The organism is Bacteroides muris (ex Fokt et al. 2023), from assembly GCF_024704895.1.
GTDB lineage: Bacteria > Bacteroidota > Bacteroidia > Bacteroidales > Bacteroidaceae > Bacteroides > Bacteroides muris.
In genome coordinates this window covers 1-19,284 of record NZ_JAMZEE010000029.1, presented here as the reverse complement: position 1 = coordinate 19,284, position 19,284 = coordinate 1, and the positions used below count along the sequence as shown (strand labels likewise).

The 19,284-nt window shown below is 36.7% G+C and carries 20 protein-coding genes and 1 pseudogene; 17 read left to right on the top strand and 4 right to left on the bottom strand.

The window, feature by feature from the left end; genetic code table 11:
• The first annotated feature begins 142 nt into the window (after positions 1-142).
• On the top strand, positions 143-1,711 hold the full coding sequence (locus M1B78_RS12190) for a glycoside hydrolase family 43 protein (RefSeq protein ID WP_257940802.1): 1,569 nt from the start codon (positions 143-145) through the stop codon (positions 1,709-1,711).
• A 649-nt stretch (positions 1,712-2,360) separates the two neighbouring features.
• Positions 2,361-3,647, top strand: a complete 1,287-nt coding sequence (locus tag M1B78_RS12185; RefSeq protein ID WP_257940801.1) for a retropepsin-like aspartic protease — start codon at positions 2,361-2,363, stop codon at positions 3,645-3,647.
• A gap of 181 nt (positions 3,648-3,828) precedes the next feature.
• Here M1B78_RS12185 and M1B78_RS12180 read toward each other — a convergent pair.
• Positions 3,829-4,063 (bottom strand): annotated as a pseudogene (locus M1B78_RS12180) (Fic family protein); the annotation flags it as partial.
• Positions 4,064-4,192: 129 nt separating this feature from the next.
• Here M1B78_RS12180 and M1B78_RS12175 point away from each other — a divergent pair.
• The 3 genes from M1B78_RS12175 to M1B78_RS12165 all read left to right on the top strand — a co-directional run bounded on the left by M1B78_RS12175 (position 4,193) and on the right by M1B78_RS12165 (position 6,644).
• Positions 4,193-4,855: an Abi family protein gene (locus tag M1B78_RS12175; RefSeq protein ID WP_122304471.1), complete on the top strand. Its 663-nt coding sequence runs from the start codon at positions 4,193-4,195 to the stop codon at positions 4,853-4,855.
• 486 nt (positions 4,856-5,341) lie between these two features.
• Entirely contained in the window at positions 5,342-5,539 is a 198-nt protein-coding gene (locus tag M1B78_RS12170; RefSeq protein WP_136010849.1) for a hypothetical protein, read from the top strand.
• Positions 5,540-5,645: 106 nt separating this feature from the next.
• A complete protein-coding gene (locus M1B78_RS12165; protein ID WP_257940800.1) occupies positions 5,646-6,644 on the top strand; it encodes a hypothetical protein in 999 nt (332 codons plus the stop codon).
• Between the two features lie 112 nt (positions 6,645-6,756).
• Here M1B78_RS12165 and M1B78_RS12160 read toward each other — a convergent pair whose 3' ends face one another.
• Complete coding sequence (locus tag M1B78_RS12160) at positions 6,757-7,311, bottom strand: hypothetical protein (RefSeq protein ID WP_257940799.1); 555 nt, start codon at positions 7,309-7,311, stop codon at positions 6,757-6,759.
• A 5-nt stretch (positions 7,312-7,316) separates the two neighbouring features.
• Positions 7,317-7,880: an outer membrane protein gene (locus M1B78_RS12155; RefSeq protein ID WP_257940798.1), complete on the bottom strand. Its 564-nt coding sequence runs from the start codon at positions 7,878-7,880 to the stop codon at positions 7,317-7,319.
• Positions 7,881-7,966: 86 nt separating this feature from the next.
• Between M1B78_RS12155 and M1B78_RS12150 the strand changes: the two genes are divergently transcribed.
• Positions 7,967-8,203, top strand: coding sequence for a helix-turn-helix domain-containing protein (locus M1B78_RS12150; RefSeq protein ID WP_255204219.1), 237 nt, complete (start codon positions 7,967-7,969; stop codon positions 8,201-8,203).
• A 5-nt stretch (positions 8,204-8,208) separates the two neighbouring features.
• Here the strand turns inward: M1B78_RS12150 and M1B78_RS12145 are convergent, their stop codons facing one another.
• The gene (locus M1B78_RS12145; protein WP_370527927.1) at positions 8,209-8,478 is read right to left on the bottom strand and encodes a hypothetical protein; all 270 of its coding nucleotides are present in this window, start codon (positions 8,476-8,478) and stop codon (positions 8,209-8,211) included.
• Positions 8,479-8,557: 79 nt separating this feature from the next.
• Between M1B78_RS12145 and M1B78_RS12140 the strand changes: the two genes are divergently transcribed.
• The 11 genes from M1B78_RS12140 to M1B78_RS12090 all read left to right on the top strand — a co-directional run bounded on the left by M1B78_RS12140 (position 8,558) and on the right by M1B78_RS12090 (position 19,112).
• The gene (locus M1B78_RS12140; RefSeq protein ID WP_257940797.1) at positions 8,558-9,184 is read left to right on the top strand and encodes a recombinase family protein; all 627 of its coding nucleotides are present in this window, start codon (positions 8,558-8,560) and stop codon (positions 9,182-9,184) included.
• Positions 9,185-9,547: 363 nt separating this feature from the next.
• Positions 9,548-11,218: a recombinase family protein gene (locus M1B78_RS18780; protein WP_346015116.1), complete on the top strand. Its 1,671-nt coding sequence runs from the start codon at positions 9,548-9,550 to the stop codon at positions 11,216-11,218.
• 118 nt (positions 11,219-11,336) lie between these two features.
• A complete protein-coding gene (locus M1B78_RS12130) occupies positions 11,337-12,560 on the top strand; it encodes a site-specific integrase (RefSeq protein ID WP_257940796.1) in 1,224 nt (407 codons plus the stop codon).
• A gap of 25 nt (positions 12,561-12,585) precedes the next feature.
• Positions 12,586-13,740: a PDDEXK nuclease domain-containing protein gene (locus M1B78_RS12125; RefSeq protein WP_136498401.1), complete on the top strand. Its 1,155-nt coding sequence runs from the start codon at positions 12,586-12,588 to the stop codon at positions 13,738-13,740.
• Positions 13,741-13,968: 228 nt separating this feature from the next.
• The gene (locus M1B78_RS12120; RefSeq protein ID WP_257940795.1) at positions 13,969-14,541 is read left to right on the top strand and encodes a Crp/Fnr family transcriptional regulator; all 573 of its coding nucleotides are present in this window, start codon (positions 13,969-13,971) and stop codon (positions 14,539-14,541) included.
• A 9-nt stretch (positions 14,542-14,550) separates the two neighbouring features.
• The gene (locus M1B78_RS12115) at positions 14,551-15,114 is read left to right on the top strand and encodes a Crp/Fnr family transcriptional regulator (protein WP_009860057.1); all 564 of its coding nucleotides are present in this window, start codon (positions 14,551-14,553) and stop codon (positions 15,112-15,114) included.
• Positions 15,115-15,213: 99 nt separating this feature from the next.
• Positions 15,214-15,645: a GNAT family N-acetyltransferase gene (locus M1B78_RS12110; protein WP_015546400.1), complete on the top strand. Its 432-nt coding sequence runs from the start codon at positions 15,214-15,216 to the stop codon at positions 15,643-15,645.
• Between the two features lie 30 nt (positions 15,646-15,675).
• Positions 15,676-15,837, top strand: a complete 162-nt coding sequence (locus tag M1B78_RS12105; RefSeq protein ID WP_167371345.1) for a hypothetical protein — start codon at positions 15,676-15,678, stop codon at positions 15,835-15,837.
• A 21-nt stretch (positions 15,838-15,858) separates the two neighbouring features.
• Positions 15,859-16,527, top strand: coding sequence for a hypothetical protein (locus tag M1B78_RS12100; RefSeq protein WP_024988423.1), 669 nt, complete (start codon positions 15,859-15,861; stop codon positions 16,525-16,527).
• Between the two features lie 29 nt (positions 16,528-16,556).
• Positions 16,557-18,848 (top strand): outer membrane beta-barrel family protein, encoded by a 2,292-nt coding sequence (locus M1B78_RS12095; RefSeq protein ID WP_055221615.1) that lies wholly within the window; start codon positions 16,557-16,559, stop codon positions 18,846-18,848.
• A gap of 12 nt (positions 18,849-18,860) precedes the next feature.
• Positions 18,861-19,112, top strand: coding sequence for a 4-fold beta flower protein (locus tag M1B78_RS12090; protein WP_128824472.1), 252 nt, complete (start codon positions 18,861-18,863; stop codon positions 19,110-19,112).
• Positions 19,113-19,284: the final 172 nt, after the last annotated feature.

Sequence of the window (19,284 nt, the reverse complement as noted above, 5' to 3'; positions counted from 1 at the left end):
AGGGTTCAAAAGTAATCATTGAATGACATCGGGTACATCCGGCTTGTTTGAACCGAAAGAATACTTTATTTTTGTGTATAAACATTTCCTTCAACTACCCTGATTCATATATCTGATAAACTATTTAAAATACAATGCATTTATGAGAAAGATGATGTTACTTTTAGGACTGGCGCTCACCCTGTCCTGCTTTTCACAAAACCGGCAAGGTTATCAAAATCCCGTTATTCCCGGTTTCCATCCTGACCCGAGTGTCTGCCGCGCAGGAGATGACTTTTATCTGGTCAACAGTAGTTTCCAATATTTTCCGGGCGTACCGTTGTTCCACAGCAAAGACCTCATCAACTGGGAACAAATCGGACACTGCCTGACGCGCCCCTCACAACTGCCGCTTCACGACGCCGGCCCGTGGGGAGGAATCTATGCACCCACCATCCGCTACAACGACGGCACCTTCTACATGATTACCACCAACGTGTCCGACAAAGGCAACTTCCTTGTACACACTACCGACCCGCGTGGCGAATGGTCAGAACCCGTATGGCTCAAGCAAGGCGGCATAGACCCGTCCCTCTATTTTGAAGACGGCAAGTGTTACCTTGTCAGCAATCCGGGCGTAGGTATCTATCTGTGCGAAATCAACCCCAAAACCGGCGAACAACTCAACGAGTCCAAACGCATCTGGAACGGTACGGGTGGACGGCACCCTGAAGGGCCGCACATTTACAAGAAAGACGACTGGTATTATCTGCTGATTTCAGAAGGTGGTACAGAATACGGACACAAAGTGACGATTGCCCGCAGTCGCCATATAGACGGTCCGTATGACAGCAATCCTGCAAACCCCATCCTAACCCACATCAACAAGAACGCTCAAGACAGCCCGATACAAGGAACCGGTCATGCCGACTTGGTGCAAGCCCCCGACGGCTCGTGGTGGATGGTCTGCCTTGCTTTCCGTCCTCAATGCGGCACACACCATTTGCTGGGACGCGAAACGTTCCTCGCTCCCGTGCGTTGGGACAAGAATGCCTGGCCAGTGGTGAACGGAGACGGAAGCATCGCCTTGAAGATGGGTGTCTCCACCCTGCCACAACAGCCTTTCGCCAAGAAGCCAGTACGCACCGAATTCAAGAACAAGGAATTAGGTTCAGAATGGGTTTATCTTCGGAACTACCATCCGGAGAACTACACCTTTGCTTCCGGCAATCTTCACCTGAAAGCAACCCCTATCGGCCTGAACGACTGGAAAGGCAGTCCCACCTTCGTATGCCGCCGCCAAGAACATATTGATTTTACAGCCACTACTTCCATGCAACTGAAAAAAGCCATCGCCGGCGACGAGGCCGGTCTGACAGTCTACATGTTCGAATCATCCCACTACGACCTATTCGTCAAACAGTTGGAAAACGGGAAACAATCAGTATCGCTACGTTACCAATTGGGCGAACTGACTCATACGGAAAAGGAAATCATTCTCTCCCAAGGGAAAGTACAACTCCGCGTAAGAGGCAACAATGAACTCTATATGTTCGAGTATGCCACAGACGGCAAGACATTCAAGGAACTAGGCCGGATGAATACACGCTATATCAGCACAGAAACAGCCGGCGGCTTCACAGGAATCATGTTAGGACTATATGCCACCGCCAGTTCCGACGCTTCAAAAGCGTATGCAGATTTCGAATATTTCGACTACGAAAAGAAATAATCTTTCTATCCATAGCCAATAACAGGCCATCCAAACGTAAACAAGCTAATCGCAAAGCCGTCAATCCATTAACAGTCTTTGCAATTAGCTTGTTTATAAGCTTATAGAATCAGGGCTCAGATTCTCACCAATTGTTTTATCAAATGGCAATTCAAATACATAAGCGCATTCACAAGTTTTTTGCCAACAATTCCTATCAAACCGCGTACTATTCACCGTGGTCTTTTACTTAAAAATCAAATGAGGCTGAGTACCTCAAAATATATTTTGAACTCAGCCCCATCCAAACACTCTATAATTATTCTATTTAGCTTTAAATACCCAGGTGTTCTGCCAGCCGTCTCCTTGACGGGGCAATGTCATCTCCGCTTCTGTAAGCTTGGTGATTACATAATAACTTCCGGCAGCACCGCGCGTCCGCATAAACCGACAGCCAATAGGTGAATGGTTCAAGGAGCAATGGGAGAAACTAAGGCAAGGTTTGCAACAAACGGTGGAAGAACCAAGAAAAAGCAGGGGATTTAAATTGTAATTGTTAAATTAATCAAACTACGTAAAGAGGAGTAATCAAATATCTCTTTGATAGCTCCTTTTTCGTGTTTTATATACTATATTTGCTTTATGTTTAATCTATTGTTATACAATTAGTATGAAAATTATAAATAGACTTGCAGTCATTCTCATTACCTTCTTGTTCGGGTATAATTCTGTTTATTCACAAACACAAGCAGATGTAAAAATGGGAGAAATCCTGAACAGCGGCGATTTATTCCAATTAAGAAAAGAATACCCGAATTTGAAAGACTCAGTAAGCGTAAAAATGCTTAATTTCGTAGCGGATGCGCAGTTGGGTATCGGATTCAACAAATTGGAAAATGCTGCTATTGCCCTTGATAGCCTATTATTACATCATCAAAATGAAATGGGAGCTGAAACCTCAATAGGAATGGCAGCTTTACAAGGTATGAATCTTTTGAATTTGGGTATGTACGAACAAGCCGGAAAAATTGGAGAAGATTTGATTAACGCACTTAAACAATCTGCACCGTTTGAAGCTCTTTATAGTTTTGTTTTTATAGAAAAAGTAGGCAAAGCACTTGCCAATCTACAAAAGCCTTATCTTGAACGCCCCAATCGAGATGTTACGGTACCGATGAGTGCGGAAACAGTAGGAAGAGGGAAACATATTTATATACCAGTGGAAGTAAACGGAATAACGAAGAACTATATTTTTGATACGGGTTGTTCGTTTGGTAATTTCGTTTCAGAAAAGTATGCGAAAGAAACAAATTTGAAGATTGTAGCAGATTCGATTCCCGTATCAGGAATGGAGATTGGTTTTGTAAAGCTTGCTACGGCAGATTCTATAAAAATAGGAGAACTGGTATATCATAACCCTGTTTTTATGGTCGCACCTCCTGACAATGAAGTGGACTCGGTATTTGCATTTGACGGAGTACTTGGCTACCATTTTATCAGAGATGCAAAAGAAATAATCATAGACAATGAAGCCGGACAGTTTGTCTTTCCGCACAAACCGTCAGACGGAGAATCGAATATGTATCTGTCGTCAAACACTCCCCAAGTGAGAATCAGTTATAATGGACAACCTTTCGATTTGATTTTTGATACCGGAAATGTAAAATCTGATTTGGGAAACAAGTTCACAAAAACATTCCCCGATGCCATAGACGGACTCGCAGAAAAGATTACTTCCCGTGGAGGTTTTGGCGGAATATCACAGACAAAAGTTGTGGTATTGCCTGAATTCCATTTCGAAGTGGCTGGTTCCACTGTAACATTGCATGACACGGAAGTCATAAAAGATACGGAATCCAGCAGCCAGTTGTTTTCCGGTTCTTTAGGTGCAGACTTCGTACTGTCATTCAAGCGGCTTGTGATAAACTATCAGAACATGTTTATATGTGGAGAATAATATTAGCCACGATAAATATTTATTGAATGAATATAGGATATTATAGTCAAATATAGTATCCTATTTTTTTTGCCTCTCAATAAACAAACACCCAACTTTACATTCTTGGGTGTAAGATTGGGCATTTTTTATAAGTCATTGGCTTTCAATGTCTGTTGCCGAGAGTTAAGTTCTCACGCCTCTAAAACATAAAACTGAACCCTTTCTTCTGAGAAGAACTGAACCTTTCAGTCTCCAAAGAAAGGATTTCTTCAACTGCCCTGCCATAAAGTCTAAGAAAGGCTGATTGGCTCCTTCACTTTGGCATTTACGCCAAGAAAGAATTATTCTTCCCTATCCTCTTTGAATATATTGGTGGAGAAAAGGATAGCAAATTGGATTTAGCCCATAAACAACGGAGCTGTTCTGCCGTTGCCATAAGTGCATAAAAAAACAATAACCCTGAAGTTTGCTTGTTCAGCAGGGACAACAGGGTCTTACGCTTGCAAATATAGACATTATTTTCTATATTTGCAAGAGAAGTCTTGTTTTTAAACTTATACCAAATGAAATATGACGAATGTTTGCAGGTACTATCCCCGGCAAGATTAAATAAGTACGCACAAGCAAGTGGTAATGAAAAAGCCAAAACCTTGCGCCTATACCAATATAACATCAAGTTGAGCCAACGTTTTTATGGAGTTATCGGTATGTTTGAGATAATGCTACGTAATGCCATAAACGCTCACTACAAACAGTACTTCAATGATGATAATTGGATAATCAACCAAGCAAGACCCAATGGATTACTTGAACAGGAAGCTTCCGAAATAGTACGCATACAACGCACTTATACAAATATGGGAGTGTACAATAATGATAAGATGGTAGCTTCCTTTACATTTGGTTTCTGGACTTATCTGTTTACAAGACGCAATTACCGCATAGGAGGAAAAACACTTCTTCAAATATTCCCCAACAAAGCGCATGGTTTAAAGCAAACAGACATCTACAACCAACTGACTGCCATCCGTGAATTTCGTAACCGAATAGCACATCATGAACCTATCTGCTTCAACGCTACACGTGCGATAGATACAAAATATGCTAAAGAGCATTATGAGTTAATACGAACCTATATAGAATATATGGGATTTGATTCGGATTCTGTATTGCGAATGGTAGAAAAGCCCGATTCTATACTAAAAGTAATAGATGGCATGAAGTAAATGCCCCATCTTTAGTGGAATACATAAGGATGATTGGGAACAATTTGGGAACATCTCCGATAAAAAGAAAAAGCTAAGTATTGAATTATTAATTACTTAGCTTTTATCTTCGTACCCCTAAGCGTTCTTTTCTCGAACCAATTCTTACATGATTTGGATTTGATTTGGGAACTGCGAGAGTTCATACCGTTATGAAAGTCAAGCCTCAATATTGGAGGTAGAATATATAATGAAAATAGGCAAGTACAGTAAATAATATATTAGATTCAAAATGAGTTTGTATTTACTTCTTATCTAGTTAATAAATAGAAGATAACACCGTAACTCGGCTCTCAGAATACCCCTTTTTAGTAGGTATGATTGATTAAAACAAACGGGTCTATGAATGAAATTTTCTGGTCCAGATATATTTTTCTATGAAATCAACCTACTATTCTTTACATTCCTACTTCATTTTACTATTTATCTAATATAAAATCAATTAGTATGGATAATATAGGAAAAAGAATGCATCGCAATCTTGGTGATGATACCAAAGCAAAAATCAGTCAATCATTAAGAGGTAGAAGTAAGTCAGCTTCGCATATCCAAGCAATATCACAAGGTATGACTAATTACTGGAAGACTATACCAGTCAAACCAGATGATAACCTAAGTGATAAAACAGAAAAAGAGGGGCAATAACCCCTCTCTTTTCATAATCCTTTGAAATATTCCATTATCAAAGGGGGAAATTGTAGCCTACAGAGTACATTTCCCACAAGAATAAAAGAATAACTTTAATTTTTTAATGACATCGCAATATGAAACGAAACGATTAATCACTTTTGATAGAATTAAAATTAAATCCAACTATAAATATCTTCTCAATACTAAAGTGAAGTTTAATGAAATGTTTCATTCACGTAGTGGAGAGAAAATAGGTATATTTTATAGTTCTAAAGATGATATAAATATACCTTATAACCTTTATATAGCTGTCAGTTATATAAAACAAACCTTAACTCTTGAATTTTCCAGTAAGATTTTGAAAGAAAAATATCCAGACTTAATTTCAAGAGATACTATCAAAGAATGTCTAACCAATATAAACCAACTAAATATTTGTGAGATTGACGTAGATAGTATCTTATTAAATGGGGCAATTACATCAGTAGATGTAACTTATGACGCAAACCTTATTCTAAGTGATAATCTTCTGGACGTTCTTAATTCGCAAGTAAACAACTATAGACGCTTCAAGTGGGCACATTACGATAAAGAGGGCATCACTTTTACAAAAGATGTGAAATCCAAAGATTGTACGGAGACAATCACCTTATATAATAAAGAAAAAGAAATATATACCAGCCACAATAAAGACTTTTTGAATAGCCTATCACAACCACAAGCAGTAATGGACTATTTCAAAGGAAAAACTCGATTTGAAATCACATTAGACACGCCTAAAAAGATAATGAAGTATCTGAATTTGACCGATACCAAAATATTCAGTGTACTAAATTCCGATACAAACCCTATCCTTGCTCAATTTGACAAGGTTTTCGGTAATTCTACAGCCAATATGCCAGACACAACTTTTGATGATTACGAAAATTGGGCAATGAAAATCATTCTCGAAAGGTACAATGGTGACTTAAAACTACTAGAGCAGGATGTTAGAAGTAAATTCAGTTCACGCAGCGGAGCAACAAAACGAATGAAAAAGTTTGAAACGGTTTATCATGCAATGACATCAGCCTCAACTAGCGAAAACCCTATTGAAAAGATACGTAATCTGTTACTTTGATGAGGCTTGTGTATCAAAACAAAAAGTGTATCAATATAATCTATCAAAAGACCTATTGATACACTTTTTTTTGTGTCAGTTTAATCTAAAAGATTATTTTTGTACATTCTATTTATTCCACTATCACCTTATATGGAATAGCCAAAGTTCCAGTAAGCACAATCTCATCTACGGACATATCATCATCATCTGTAGAATCGTAAGTAAGATTTTCAAATTCCAAAGTAAGAATGTGCTTTGTTTTATCAATAGATTTAACTTTAACATTACCAGATAAATATGTAGAAACCGCATTATTATCACGTCCCCAGCCAGTAACATATCCATCACCGTGGTTATATTCTAATAATATGCTAAATCTATCAGTTACATCTTCTCCAATATTGATAGTTAAAGTATTATTACGTATGTCGTCATCAGTTCGGCTAATCTTTCCTTGGATATATACTCCATCATTATGTATGATAACATCTGCACCATTAACCCAAAGATTAAATCCATCACGACTATCCCATTCACCATCAGTATTACTATATACTTTAATAGGTACTCCATTCATTTTTAAGGTTGATGTGGAACTTGAATCTGGTTCGTCATCGTCAGAACAGCCAATAAAAGTATATACAGCAAACAAAACTATTAATATTGAATATAGATATTTCATCATGCTAATTAAAATTTATAAGCAATTCCAACCCCAAAAACCGCTTGGTTGAAATCTTTTATCAACTGATATTTTACTTCAAAGTTTATTGCAATTTTTGAGGACAAGTCATACTGAATACCAGCTCCTAAATTCACACCAACCCTTCCTTCACTTTCAGAAGATGTTTCTCCAGTTACTTCCGAAGCATCTTCTATAATTCCAGCATCTATAAGGTCCTGTATATCTTCTGGTGACATACCTTCAACAGACCACCCCATATCAACCTTACAATTTGCATAAGTCAAACCAACCAAAGGATAAACTTTAAATTTATCAGCGATTGGAAAAAGATAATGCGCATTCACATTGACATCCCACATATTAGCACCATCTTTTTTAAGAAAGTAATTAAAAGAAGCCTCAGTACGAATTGCATCCGTTATTCCATACTGAAATTTAGCACCGATACCAAGATTACTAATCTCCGTACCATAGCCAAGATTAACACCTACTGCCTTTTCACCCTTTTGGGCAAAAACAGAACCCACTCCAAGAGCTATAAAGCTCATTAATACAAATAATTTCTTCATTTTACGATAGATTTAATTAATAAAAATATAGTTATCATATATGATAACCAGTCTGCAAAGATAAGCCCTTTCCTTTGTTATCACAAATGATAACTATAGAAAAAATGAATGAACAGCAACTTTTTATTAAAATAGGAGATAAAATAAAGGGAATAAGACTTGAAAAAGGAATAAGCCAACAAGACTTGGCAGCTAAATGCAACTTTGAAAAAGCTAATATGTCACGGATTGAAGCAGGGCGCACCAATCTAACAATAAAAAACGCATATAAAATAAGTCTTGCTTTAGGAGTTAGACTAAAAGACCTATTAGATGTAGAATAATTACTTTACTTTTTAGGCATCGTTATCAAAAAACCTTTTCTTATAGTGCATAGAGAGTTCTGGTACGGCTTTTCTTCTTTCAATCCATAATTTCTTAATGTCCCCAATGCGATACCCAAGTCTTTAGGACTGAATTTCGTATAAATTGCAGAGAGTGAGCCAAAATAGTAATGTTGTCCGTTATATTCAACGTGAACAACTGTTCTTTCTTGTTTATTATCCATATTGTGCATATTTCCTCCACAAAGGAATGATAAATATTTAATATTTACCATATTTCTAGCCTTATTTAACGCTATGAATGATTTATATTAAATATATATCACTATCTTTGCACCATAAACAAGTAACACCATGAAAAAAGTAGTTATCTTCGCAAGAGTGTCCAGTACTAATGGCACACAAGACTATGAACGTCAAATAAATGATTTGCAAACATTAGCCTCAGCAAACAACTGGACGGTTGAGGCTGTATTTGCAGAAAAGGTATCTGGAGCGAAAAAGAATACTGAACGCATAGAATTAATGAATATGATAAACTATATCAATTCACACAACATACATAAGGTACTGGTAACCGAATTGTCCAGACTTGGACGTGATACCCTACAAGTACTACAAGCCATAGAAATATTAAATCAAAATAAGGCTTCAGTATTTATCCAAAATTATAACATTGAAACTCTGACATCAGAGGGTGAAATTAACCCTATGAGTCAGTTCCTTATTACAATACTCGCAGAGGTAGCACGTATGGAACGCAAAACAATTCGTGAACGTGTGACAAGTGGTTACCAGAACTTTCGCAGTAATGGTGGCAAAGTAGGACGAAAAGCAGGATATAGTAAAAGCGATGAAACTATGAAAGAAGAATACGCAGAAGAATTAAGACTACTGAAAAGAGGATATTCGTTGCGAAATACCTCAAAACTGACAGGAACAAGTATCAACACCTTGCGGAAATTAACCAAATTAACATAATTTACACATCAAAAGTGGTAATTGTATCTATAGGTCGTATATTTGCAATGTTGGTACATCAATTCACTTAAAAAAAATATCTTTTACTTCAAATAATGATATATGAGGCAAGAAGCACATTCATGCCTAGGCACTTCCTTGTCTTGTGGATTGATTGAATGTGTAAGAATAAGTTGCATCATACATTGCAACACAATAATACCAGTATCTAATGATACCATTGGAACAATGCGCAACAATACTCAATAAAGGTAAAAAGAAATACGATAATGAGAAAGTAAAAATAATTAGACAGTATCTATACCTATTAGCAGAATTGCAGATAGAGAATGAAAAAATAGCATTAACTAAAAAACAAGAATTATGAATGCAAATGTGATAATATATTGTAGAGTAAGTTCGGATGAACAAACATTAGGAGCCAGCTTAGACGTACAAGAAGAACGCCTACGGAAATATTGTAACCAAATGGGATATAACATCATTGACAATATCCCATACAGAGAGGACGAGAGTGCTAAAACATTTGAGAAGCGTCCTGTCATACAAGGAATAATGAATTATATACGTAAAAACAAAGGTAGAGTAAACAAATTACTATTCTTACGGTGGGATAGATATTCACGAGACATTATCAGTGCCAGTGAGAACTTAAAAGAATTACTCAAATTGGGAGTTGAACCAAATGCAATCGAAGCACCTTTAGACTTCAATTCTGACACTTGGCCCCTATTATTGGGAGTACACATAGGTTCGGCACAATGCGACAACATCAAGAGGTCAAAAGCCACAATGGACGGCATTCATGGAACATTAGCAAAAGGAAAATGCGCTAATAAAGCACCAAGAGGATATAAGAATGTACGTATTAGCAAACATGAAACCCATGTAGAAATAGATACCAATACAGCACCATTTATACAAGCCATGTTTAAAGAAGTGGCTAAAGGCATTGAAACACCTTGTTATATCCGCAGGAAGTTTGCAAGAAAAGGATATAATATACCCGAAAGTTCATTTCTTGAAATGCTACGCAACAAATTTTATATTGGTAAAATTCGTGTGCCAGCATACAAAGGAGAACCCGAATATTATGTAAACGGTGAACATGAAGCAATTATAGACGAAGAAACATTCTATAAAGTTCAAGAGATTTTGGACGGTAAAAGAAAGAAAACACCCAAACTATCCAAAGCCATAAATCCTGACTTATTTTTGCGGAAGTTTTTAATCTGCCCCGTATGTGGTTGTGCCTTAACTGGTGCTACAAGTTCGGGCAATGGCGGCAAATACACCTACTACTTTTGTTGTAACAATCAAAAACATATAAGAATGAGAGCAGAGAACGTAAACGAAGAGTTCGCTCGATACACAGCCCAATTAAAGCCCAATAAAACGGTATTGGACTTGTATAACGAAATTCTAAAGGATTTGCAAAACGAACGCAAAGGAGAAAGCAAAAAAGAAGCAGCAGCACTGCAAAATGAACTTTCTACCGTCCAAAAACGCATCAACAGCATTGAAGATAAATATCTGGACGGAGATTTAACCAAAGAACAATATAACAGAATGTTGGAGAGATACACAAAAGAAGCCTCAGCCATGCAACAACAGATTGAAATGCGTGAGAACCCTAACTGTAGTAATATCGAACCAAAACTAAACTACTCTATCAATCTGATAAACAATATAGATAGCTATATAAGAAATGCGTCTGTAGGGGTGAAAATTAAGCTGATAAGTTCGATGTTTCCCAAAAAAATCGAATTTGACGGAAAAACATATCGAACCAATTCTTATAACAAAGTGCTTGATTTAATCTATCAGCAAACCAACGAGTTACGGGGAGTAGAAAAGAAAAACGGAGAGAGTTTCTCAACTTTCTCCGCCTCAGTACCCAGACCCGGTACAAACCATAGAAATCATAGGAAAATAAAAGAACTTATTCACCTTATTATCAATAACTTGCATATTTCTTATTTTCTCCATTTTTGCCATATTTTGCCCATTTTCTGTTATTCAGTACACTTTTAGTACACTTTGAAATATCATTTTCTTTTGTACCTTTGCAATATCGGAAAACAAAAGAAAATCAACTATTTAGCGTAATCACCCGGTTATGGTACCTAAATCGGGATAAAACCTCTAAACAATGGCAAAGTTAGAAAATAAAACGAAAGAAAACCCCAAGTTAGAGCAAAATAAGCTCTCGGATGGTAGAATTAGCCTTTACTTAGAGTATTATTTAGGTAGAGAGGAAAAGCCCGTATTAGATGAAAACGGCAATCAAGTGTACTATGATAGTGGAAAGATGCAAGGTAAGCCCAAGTTTGCAGTAAAGCACAACAGACGAAAAGAAAACCTTAGTCTGTATCTGATAGATAAGCCCCGCACCCCAGCGGAACGCCAGCAGAACAAAGAAACGTTGGAGCTTGCCACAAAGATACGTGCAGAGCGTGAACAGGAATTTAAGGAAAGTATGTTGGGGTATCGGTTGAAAAAAGATAGAACGGTCAATTTCTTAGACTATTTCCAAGCTTATATCAACAGTTATACCAAGAAAGATATTCGCATGGTACAAATTGCGCTTAGCCGTTTTAAGGACTTCTTAAAAGAGCAGTACCCCATGAATGAGTTTAGTATCAAACCGGAACTTATCACCAAAGAAATGATGGAGCAGTTTGTAGCCTACCTGCAATCCCGAAGTGTGGGTGAGGGTGCTAAAAGCATTTACCAGCGTTTCAAGAAAGTTATTCGATATGCGATTGAACACGATGTAATGTTGAAAGACCCGTGCAAAAGTGTTACCTGCAAAGTGGATAGCCAAATGCTTCGAAAAGATGTTCTTTCTCTCGAAGAAATACAAAAGTTGGCGGCTTGCCATTATGACAACGAGAACCCGAATGTCAGACGGGCTTTTATCTTCTGTTTATACAGTGGTTTGCGTTTCTGTGATGTAAAAGACCTTACCTACAAAAATGTAGATTACGCTAATCGGTTATTAAAGTTTGAGCAAAGCAAGACAAAGGGACATTCTGCCAGTAGTGGCGTGGTTATTCCTCTGAATGACGGTCTATTGTCTATCATTGGTGAAGCCCCAGCAGATAAAAACTGTTTGATATTCGATTTGCCTACATACGAAAGCTGCTGCAAATCGGTTAAGCGTTGGGTAAAAAGAGCCGGAATAGACAAGCATATAAGCTGGCATTGCGCCCGACATTCGTTTGCCGTGAATATTCTGAACAATGGGGCAAATATCAAGACCGTAGCCAGCCTTTTAGGGCATAGCGGATTGAAGCATACGGAGAAGTACACCCGTGCGGTGGATAAATTGAAAGAGGAAGCAATAAACAGCTTACCCGAACTAAAGTTTTAACCATAAAAGACTTATCTTTGTAACTATGAACTTTGAAGCATTAGTAAAACATATCAGCACGATACAGAACACGTTGCAGGCACAAGCCGCACATGCTGTAAACCTTGCCCTTACTTCCCGTAACTGGCTTATGGGTTGCTATATCGTAGAATTTGAGCAGAACGGAGAAGACCGTGCCGCCTACGGTGAACAACTGTTGAAGAAGCTGGAACAACGACTGAAAACAAAAGGGCTGAATGAACGTAGATTCCGTGAATTTAGGCGGTTGTATCTTGTTTATCCACAACTAAAAGAACCTGTTACACAATATATTGCATCACAAATTCAAATTCGGCAGTCATTGACCGCCGAATTCACAGAACCAATTCGGCGGTTGATGACCGCCGAATCTGAAAGTGGAGTTTGGAAACTATCAACAGAATACCCACAAACCGAAACATGGATGATTCCAGCTGATAGATTATTCAATAAATTATCTTCCACCCATTTAAACACTATATCGGGAATTGAGAACCCGGTAAAACGTGCTTTCTATGAAATGGAAACTATTCGTGGCTGCTGGTCTGTAAAGGAGTTGGAGCGACAAATCGCATCTTTATATTACGAACGTAGCGGACTATCCAAAAACAAAGAAGCCCTCTCCGCTTTAGTCCAGCAACAAGCAACCTTATTACAACCTAAAGATGTTATCAATACTCCTGTTACTTTGGAGTTCTTAGGGTTGAATGAACGTGCATTGGTGACAGAAACTGATTTGGAACAAGCCATTCTTGACAACCTGCAACACTTCCTGTTAGAAATGGGACATGGCTTCTGCTTTGAAGCCCGGCAAAAACGCATCTTGATTGATGAAGATTATTTCTTTGCCGACCTTGTGTTCTATCACCGTATTTTGAAATGTCATGTTATTGTAGAATTGAAGATAGACAAGTTCCACCATGAGTATGCTTCGCAACTAAATATGTATCTGAACTATTTCAAAGCGGAAGTGATGCAGCCGGATGATAATCCACCTATCGGTATTCTGCTTTGCACTGAAAAGGGAGATACATTAGTAAAGTATGCCACAGCCGGATTAGACCCAAATATCTTTGTACAGAAGTATAGGATAGAGCTTCCAACAGAAGAAGAAATAAAAGAGTTCATTTCTTCCTCAAACTATGAGAGTTACAAACTTTAAAATTGGCGAAAAGAAAAAGGTTATTTCTTCTTTCGCCAGCATATACTTTCAGTCAATAGAAATAAGTCTAGTTCGTTTTGGATATATATACAAAAGCACAAACTAAACTCACAATAAAGTGGATTAAAAAAAGAGAAGATGTTTTGATAAAGTCAGGAATCTATTTTTGCTTTTTGAGAGAACAACTCACGAAGTTATTCTATATTTCAATTGTAATTAGTTTATAGTATGGAAGATTTTAACTCACAATATGCCAACCATTCGAAATTAGAACAGCTAAAGCAGTTCATTTTGGAACATGGTACTTATATCGAACTCAAAAAGGGCGAACGATTCACTATTCAAGGCAAAGTGAATCATCGGGGAGCTTATATTGAACACGGCTTATTGAGATATACTCGTGTGGATGAAAAAGGAAACATACACATAGTAGGATATACTTTCTCCGGAGAATTTGCAGGAAGTTTATGCACTCTTATAGAACCCAATCAACCGTCATTAGTAACAATTGAAGCCGTTTGCGATACAAAGATTTGTTATATGTCCTATTCAAAAGTGGAGGAATTCTTTGCTGCAAATGTAGAAACCATGCAACTAAAATGTACGCTTGTTGAACAATCATACTTATTAATGTATCATAGATTAATGGATATGTACTGCAAGACCACAGCAGAGCTGTATCTTGACTTATTGAATAGATGCCCCAATATTCAAGAGTACATTACGTTAAAGGAGATTGCTTCTTTCTTGCAAGTCACACCGGAAACAATCAGTCGCATACGCCGTGAACTGAATAAATAGCTTACGATAATGAATGATTTTAATACATATCTCAACAATTTGGACTATTCCCATGTAAAAGATTTATTTGCGAGAAAAGGGATATTGCGTACTTACCATAAGAAAGATTTCTTTATCCGGCAAAATGAGGTGGAACGTTTTGCTGGATGGGTAAAACATGGCACATTTCAATATACGCATATTGACGAAGAAGGAGAAGAACACATTGTAGGATATGCTTTTACCGATGAATTTGTATGTGACTATTCTTCTTTTATGAAAAGTTGTCTGTCAGCAGTGAGCATTCAAGCGTTAACAGACTGTTCTGTTTATGAAATATCACGCCATGATATTATAGAATGTTGGGAAACGAATATGGAAACTCAACGATTAGGAAGATATGTAGCTGAAAATCTATATGAAATGGTGTATGAACGATTGCTCGATTCGTATTGTACACCTGAAATACGATATCAAAGACTAATGAAACGTTGTCCTGACCTTAAAGATACTATACCCTTGAAAAGTATAGCTTCTTTCTTAGGGGTTACTCCTGAAACAGTTAGTCGCATACGCCGCAAACTGGAGAAATAGCCAATCTTTTAACATCCATTATACCGGGGTCTTGACAATTGTCAAGACCTTTTTTCTTTATTCTTCCGTATTTTGCATTCATGATTTAATAACATTGATATGATACGTAAATTAACACAAGAAGAATATAATAATGCGGCTGATTTGTCCTATCAAGTATATATGGAATGTGGCAGGAATGATTTCACCCAAGAAGGTATTGAAACCTTTAAAAGTTTCGTGTATGACACATCGTTGATGAATACACTTGACATATATGGTGCTTTTGACAATCATTTATTGATAGGAATAATCGGTGTACATCAAGAAAGGCAACATATATCCCTCTTCTTTGTCTTGCCACACTATCATCAGCAAGGAATAGGGAAATCGCTATTTGATTATATGATGAGCAATTGTAATTTCACTTATATAACAGTTAATTCTTCAACCTATGCAGAAACTTTTTATACATCTTTAGGCTTCAAAAAAGTGGGTGAAAAAGAGATTAATAAAGGTATTGTTAGTATCCCTATGAAGAGAAATATATAATTATTGTCAATCACTTAAAATAGAGATAAGATGAAAAAGAAAATTACTTTATGTATGGTGCTTTCCACATTCATTATTTGCGCCATGTTATGTCTGACAAATTGTAGTAACGATGATGCCCCTACTTCTGTCTTCACCCCCGAAGCCTATAATCCCAATAAGATGGTGTGGACGTTGAAGAAGATGTATTAACGGATAAGGCTTAAATGAAGTGTGGATGCGACTAATCAGATAATTTCAAACGTTTGGAAAACAGCAATATTTTTGTTGTTTTTTTTATTTCTCGCCCGTCCAGTCAATGCACAAGTACAAAACGGGTGGACTCCAAACGATTCTGTCCGATTGGCTAAAATGCTGAAAGGAGAAATGCCTATCCATATTGATGATGCTTTTAAAAGGGAATTAGAACAGTCTATTATTGGTCATTCGCCAAAAGACGATAATAGATACTGGGATGATTTTAGGTTAGATATTGATTTTAAAGAAGATTTTCCGAATGTAGCAAATATTGGGTGCGCCACAACGTTTCACAATAAATTAAATCATAACAATAATCTATTGAATGGAAATCTAAAATGCAAAAGCCTTATGTTCAATAGTCGGATAGATAAAAATCTACCTCTTATAAAGATTCAACAAAATACAAATATGGCTATTCCTTTAAATAAGAAACTATATTTTAGTGTATATGGAAACTATACACTGGATAAAAAACGGAGTGTGATACTTCCTGCAACTTCTATCCCTTATCAGATAGGAGCAGGATTTTCATATGAGATAGGCAAATATGTCACTATTAAATCCCAAACGAACTACCAATATAACATAATACAAAGAAGATGGGAATGGTTCTTTGGTGCAGGAGTTTCTTTTACCTTTTAATAGTTTTGTAATCAATAAACTGAATTCGTATGATGCGATTAAATAAAATAATAACATTGACATTTTTCTACCTATTTTTAGGTTGCTATCAAACAGTCGCTTGGGGGCAAACGATTAACGGAAAAATAATAGATGACAAACAACTACCTATAGACGGTGCGACTATTATTTTGCAAGCAATGGATTCGACCTATATAGGCGCATCCATTTCCAATTCCGACGGCATATTCGTTTTTAAAAGCCAACAGAAAGAATACCGCTTGATAATACAACACCTTTTATATGAGACTAAACAAATGGTAGGTAAGGGAAATAATGCTGGAACTATTCAACTTCAACCTCAAGACTATGCTTTGGATGAAGTTATTATAAAAGCAGAACATCCTTTTGCAAAAGTAGAGAATGGACTTTTAGGATATAATCTTGCTGTTCTTACCCAAAATCAACTCGTAAACAATGCTTATGAAGCATTGACAAAGATACCGGGAGTACAAGAAGATAGAGGAATACTAACTTTGGCTGGAGCAGGAAAACTGACTGTTATTTTAAATGGTAAACCTACAACAATGGATGCCGGACAACTTGAAACAATTCTGCGCAATACTCCGGTTAGTCGTATAGAAAAAGCAGAAGTAATGTACAGTGCGCCTCCTGAATATCATGTACGGGGTGCAGCTATTAATATGGTTTTAAAACATTCAAACGACTACTCTTTTCAGGGGGAGATAAGTGCTAACTATAAAAACCAATATTTCAATGATGGAGGAATGAATGGAAACTTTCGTTTATCAACTCCCAAAATGGCTTTTGATGTAATGTACGGAGCAAATAACGTAAAAAAGATGGAGTACATAGACCTTGATTCCAAACATACACAAAAAGGTGAACTACATAATATCATACAAAATGAACAGTTGCGTAGCAAGTACTGGAAACACGACCTTAGAGCAGCTTTTGAGTATAACTTCAACAACAAAAACAATATCAATATAGCATACACAGGTAGTTATACCCCCGACCAGTATAATAATAGCCGGACATCAGGCAATTACCAAACCAGCAATGTCGATAAATATATTGACAATCAAATGCGCAATATTACATTGCAATATCATTCAGGCTTCGGACTTGACATAGGTGGTGATTATACATATTATACTTCTAATAATGCCCAAAGACTATATGCTGATTATCAAGATGGAAGTCAGAGTAGTTTCTCTATGGTTGGTGGACAAAAAATAGACCGCTACTCTATCTATGCAGACCAGAAACAATCTCTATCAAAAGGATGGAATCTGGGTTATGGAATTTCCTATCGATTTGCCAAAGATCTTGATTTTCAAACTTATGATAAAGTGACAGGTAACATTCAAACTCAAAATACATATTCCAATCTAAGAGAACAAACTACCAGCTTTTATGTATCATTGAGCAAAAACTATACAACAGGTACATCTTTATCCGTTTCTGCTACGGGAGAATATTATACTATTGGAAATTATCATAAATGGGCAGTTTATCCACAAGCATCGTTGACTTATTTTAAAACACCGAAACATGTGTTTCAACTTTCATTATCTACGGACAAAACTTATCCAAGCTATTGGGATATGCAATCTTCCGTCAGCTATCTTAATGGATATACAGAATTATGGGGAACACCGAATTTGAAGCCAATGACGAATTATAATCTGAATGGAAGCTATATTTTTTTGAATAAGTATATTCTTAGCCTGTTTTTCACGCATACATCAGATTATTTCACACAAGCTGCCTATCAATCTACTGACAGGCTGGCACTAATCTATAAAAACACAAATTGGAACTATATGCAGGTGTGGGGAGCAAATATCATATTACCCTTTAAAGTAGGAAACTGGCTGGATTCCCGATTAACCTTAGTCGGTATGCAAATGCACCAACGCTGTGATGATTTTTTCGACATCCCTTTCAATCGTAAGAAATGGGTATTTAGCGGCACACTGGATAATACATTTAAAGTAAATAAGAATTTGTCTTTCGAGTTAATGGGAAATGTACAGACCCCCGTCATACAAGGGACATTTGATATAGAATCTATTTTTAATCTCACTGCCGGATTGCGATGGAATTTCGCAAATGATAAATTGAGTTTATCTGTCCGTTGCTATGACATATTTGATACAGGGATGCCTGCAACAAAAGTCCGTTTCAAAGGGCAAAACTTGAATATGGATAGCGGATTTTATTCACGAGCATTTACTCTGCATTTCAGTTATCGCTTTGGTGGATATAAGAAAAAGGAGATAAAAGGAGTAGATACATCAAGATTTAGATACTAATTCAAAAATGATATGAGAACATTGTTACTAATTCTGAGTGTTTTATGTTTTGGTTCATGCAAAACATCATTGATTACCTATCGAAATGGATATATATTTGACAAGCAAGGTGAAACGATTGGTAATTATACTAACGGGTATATTTATAGTTCAAAGAGAATACTTAAAGGATATTATTCCAATGGGTATATTTATGATGATAATCACAATATTGTAGGAAATTATGCAAATGGATATGTAAAAATGAAAAACAAAGATGATTAATAATATAATTTCAACACTACATGGAAAGTGTATTACAACAGAGATTTTTCCGTTTATTATCGGAATACTCGCAGTATGAAGTTTCTGAATTAGAGTTAAGTACATGACAAAAATTTGAAAACATCGAATTTTGGGGTATAAGTCGGACGCATAAGTATGGTCGAAATCTCTT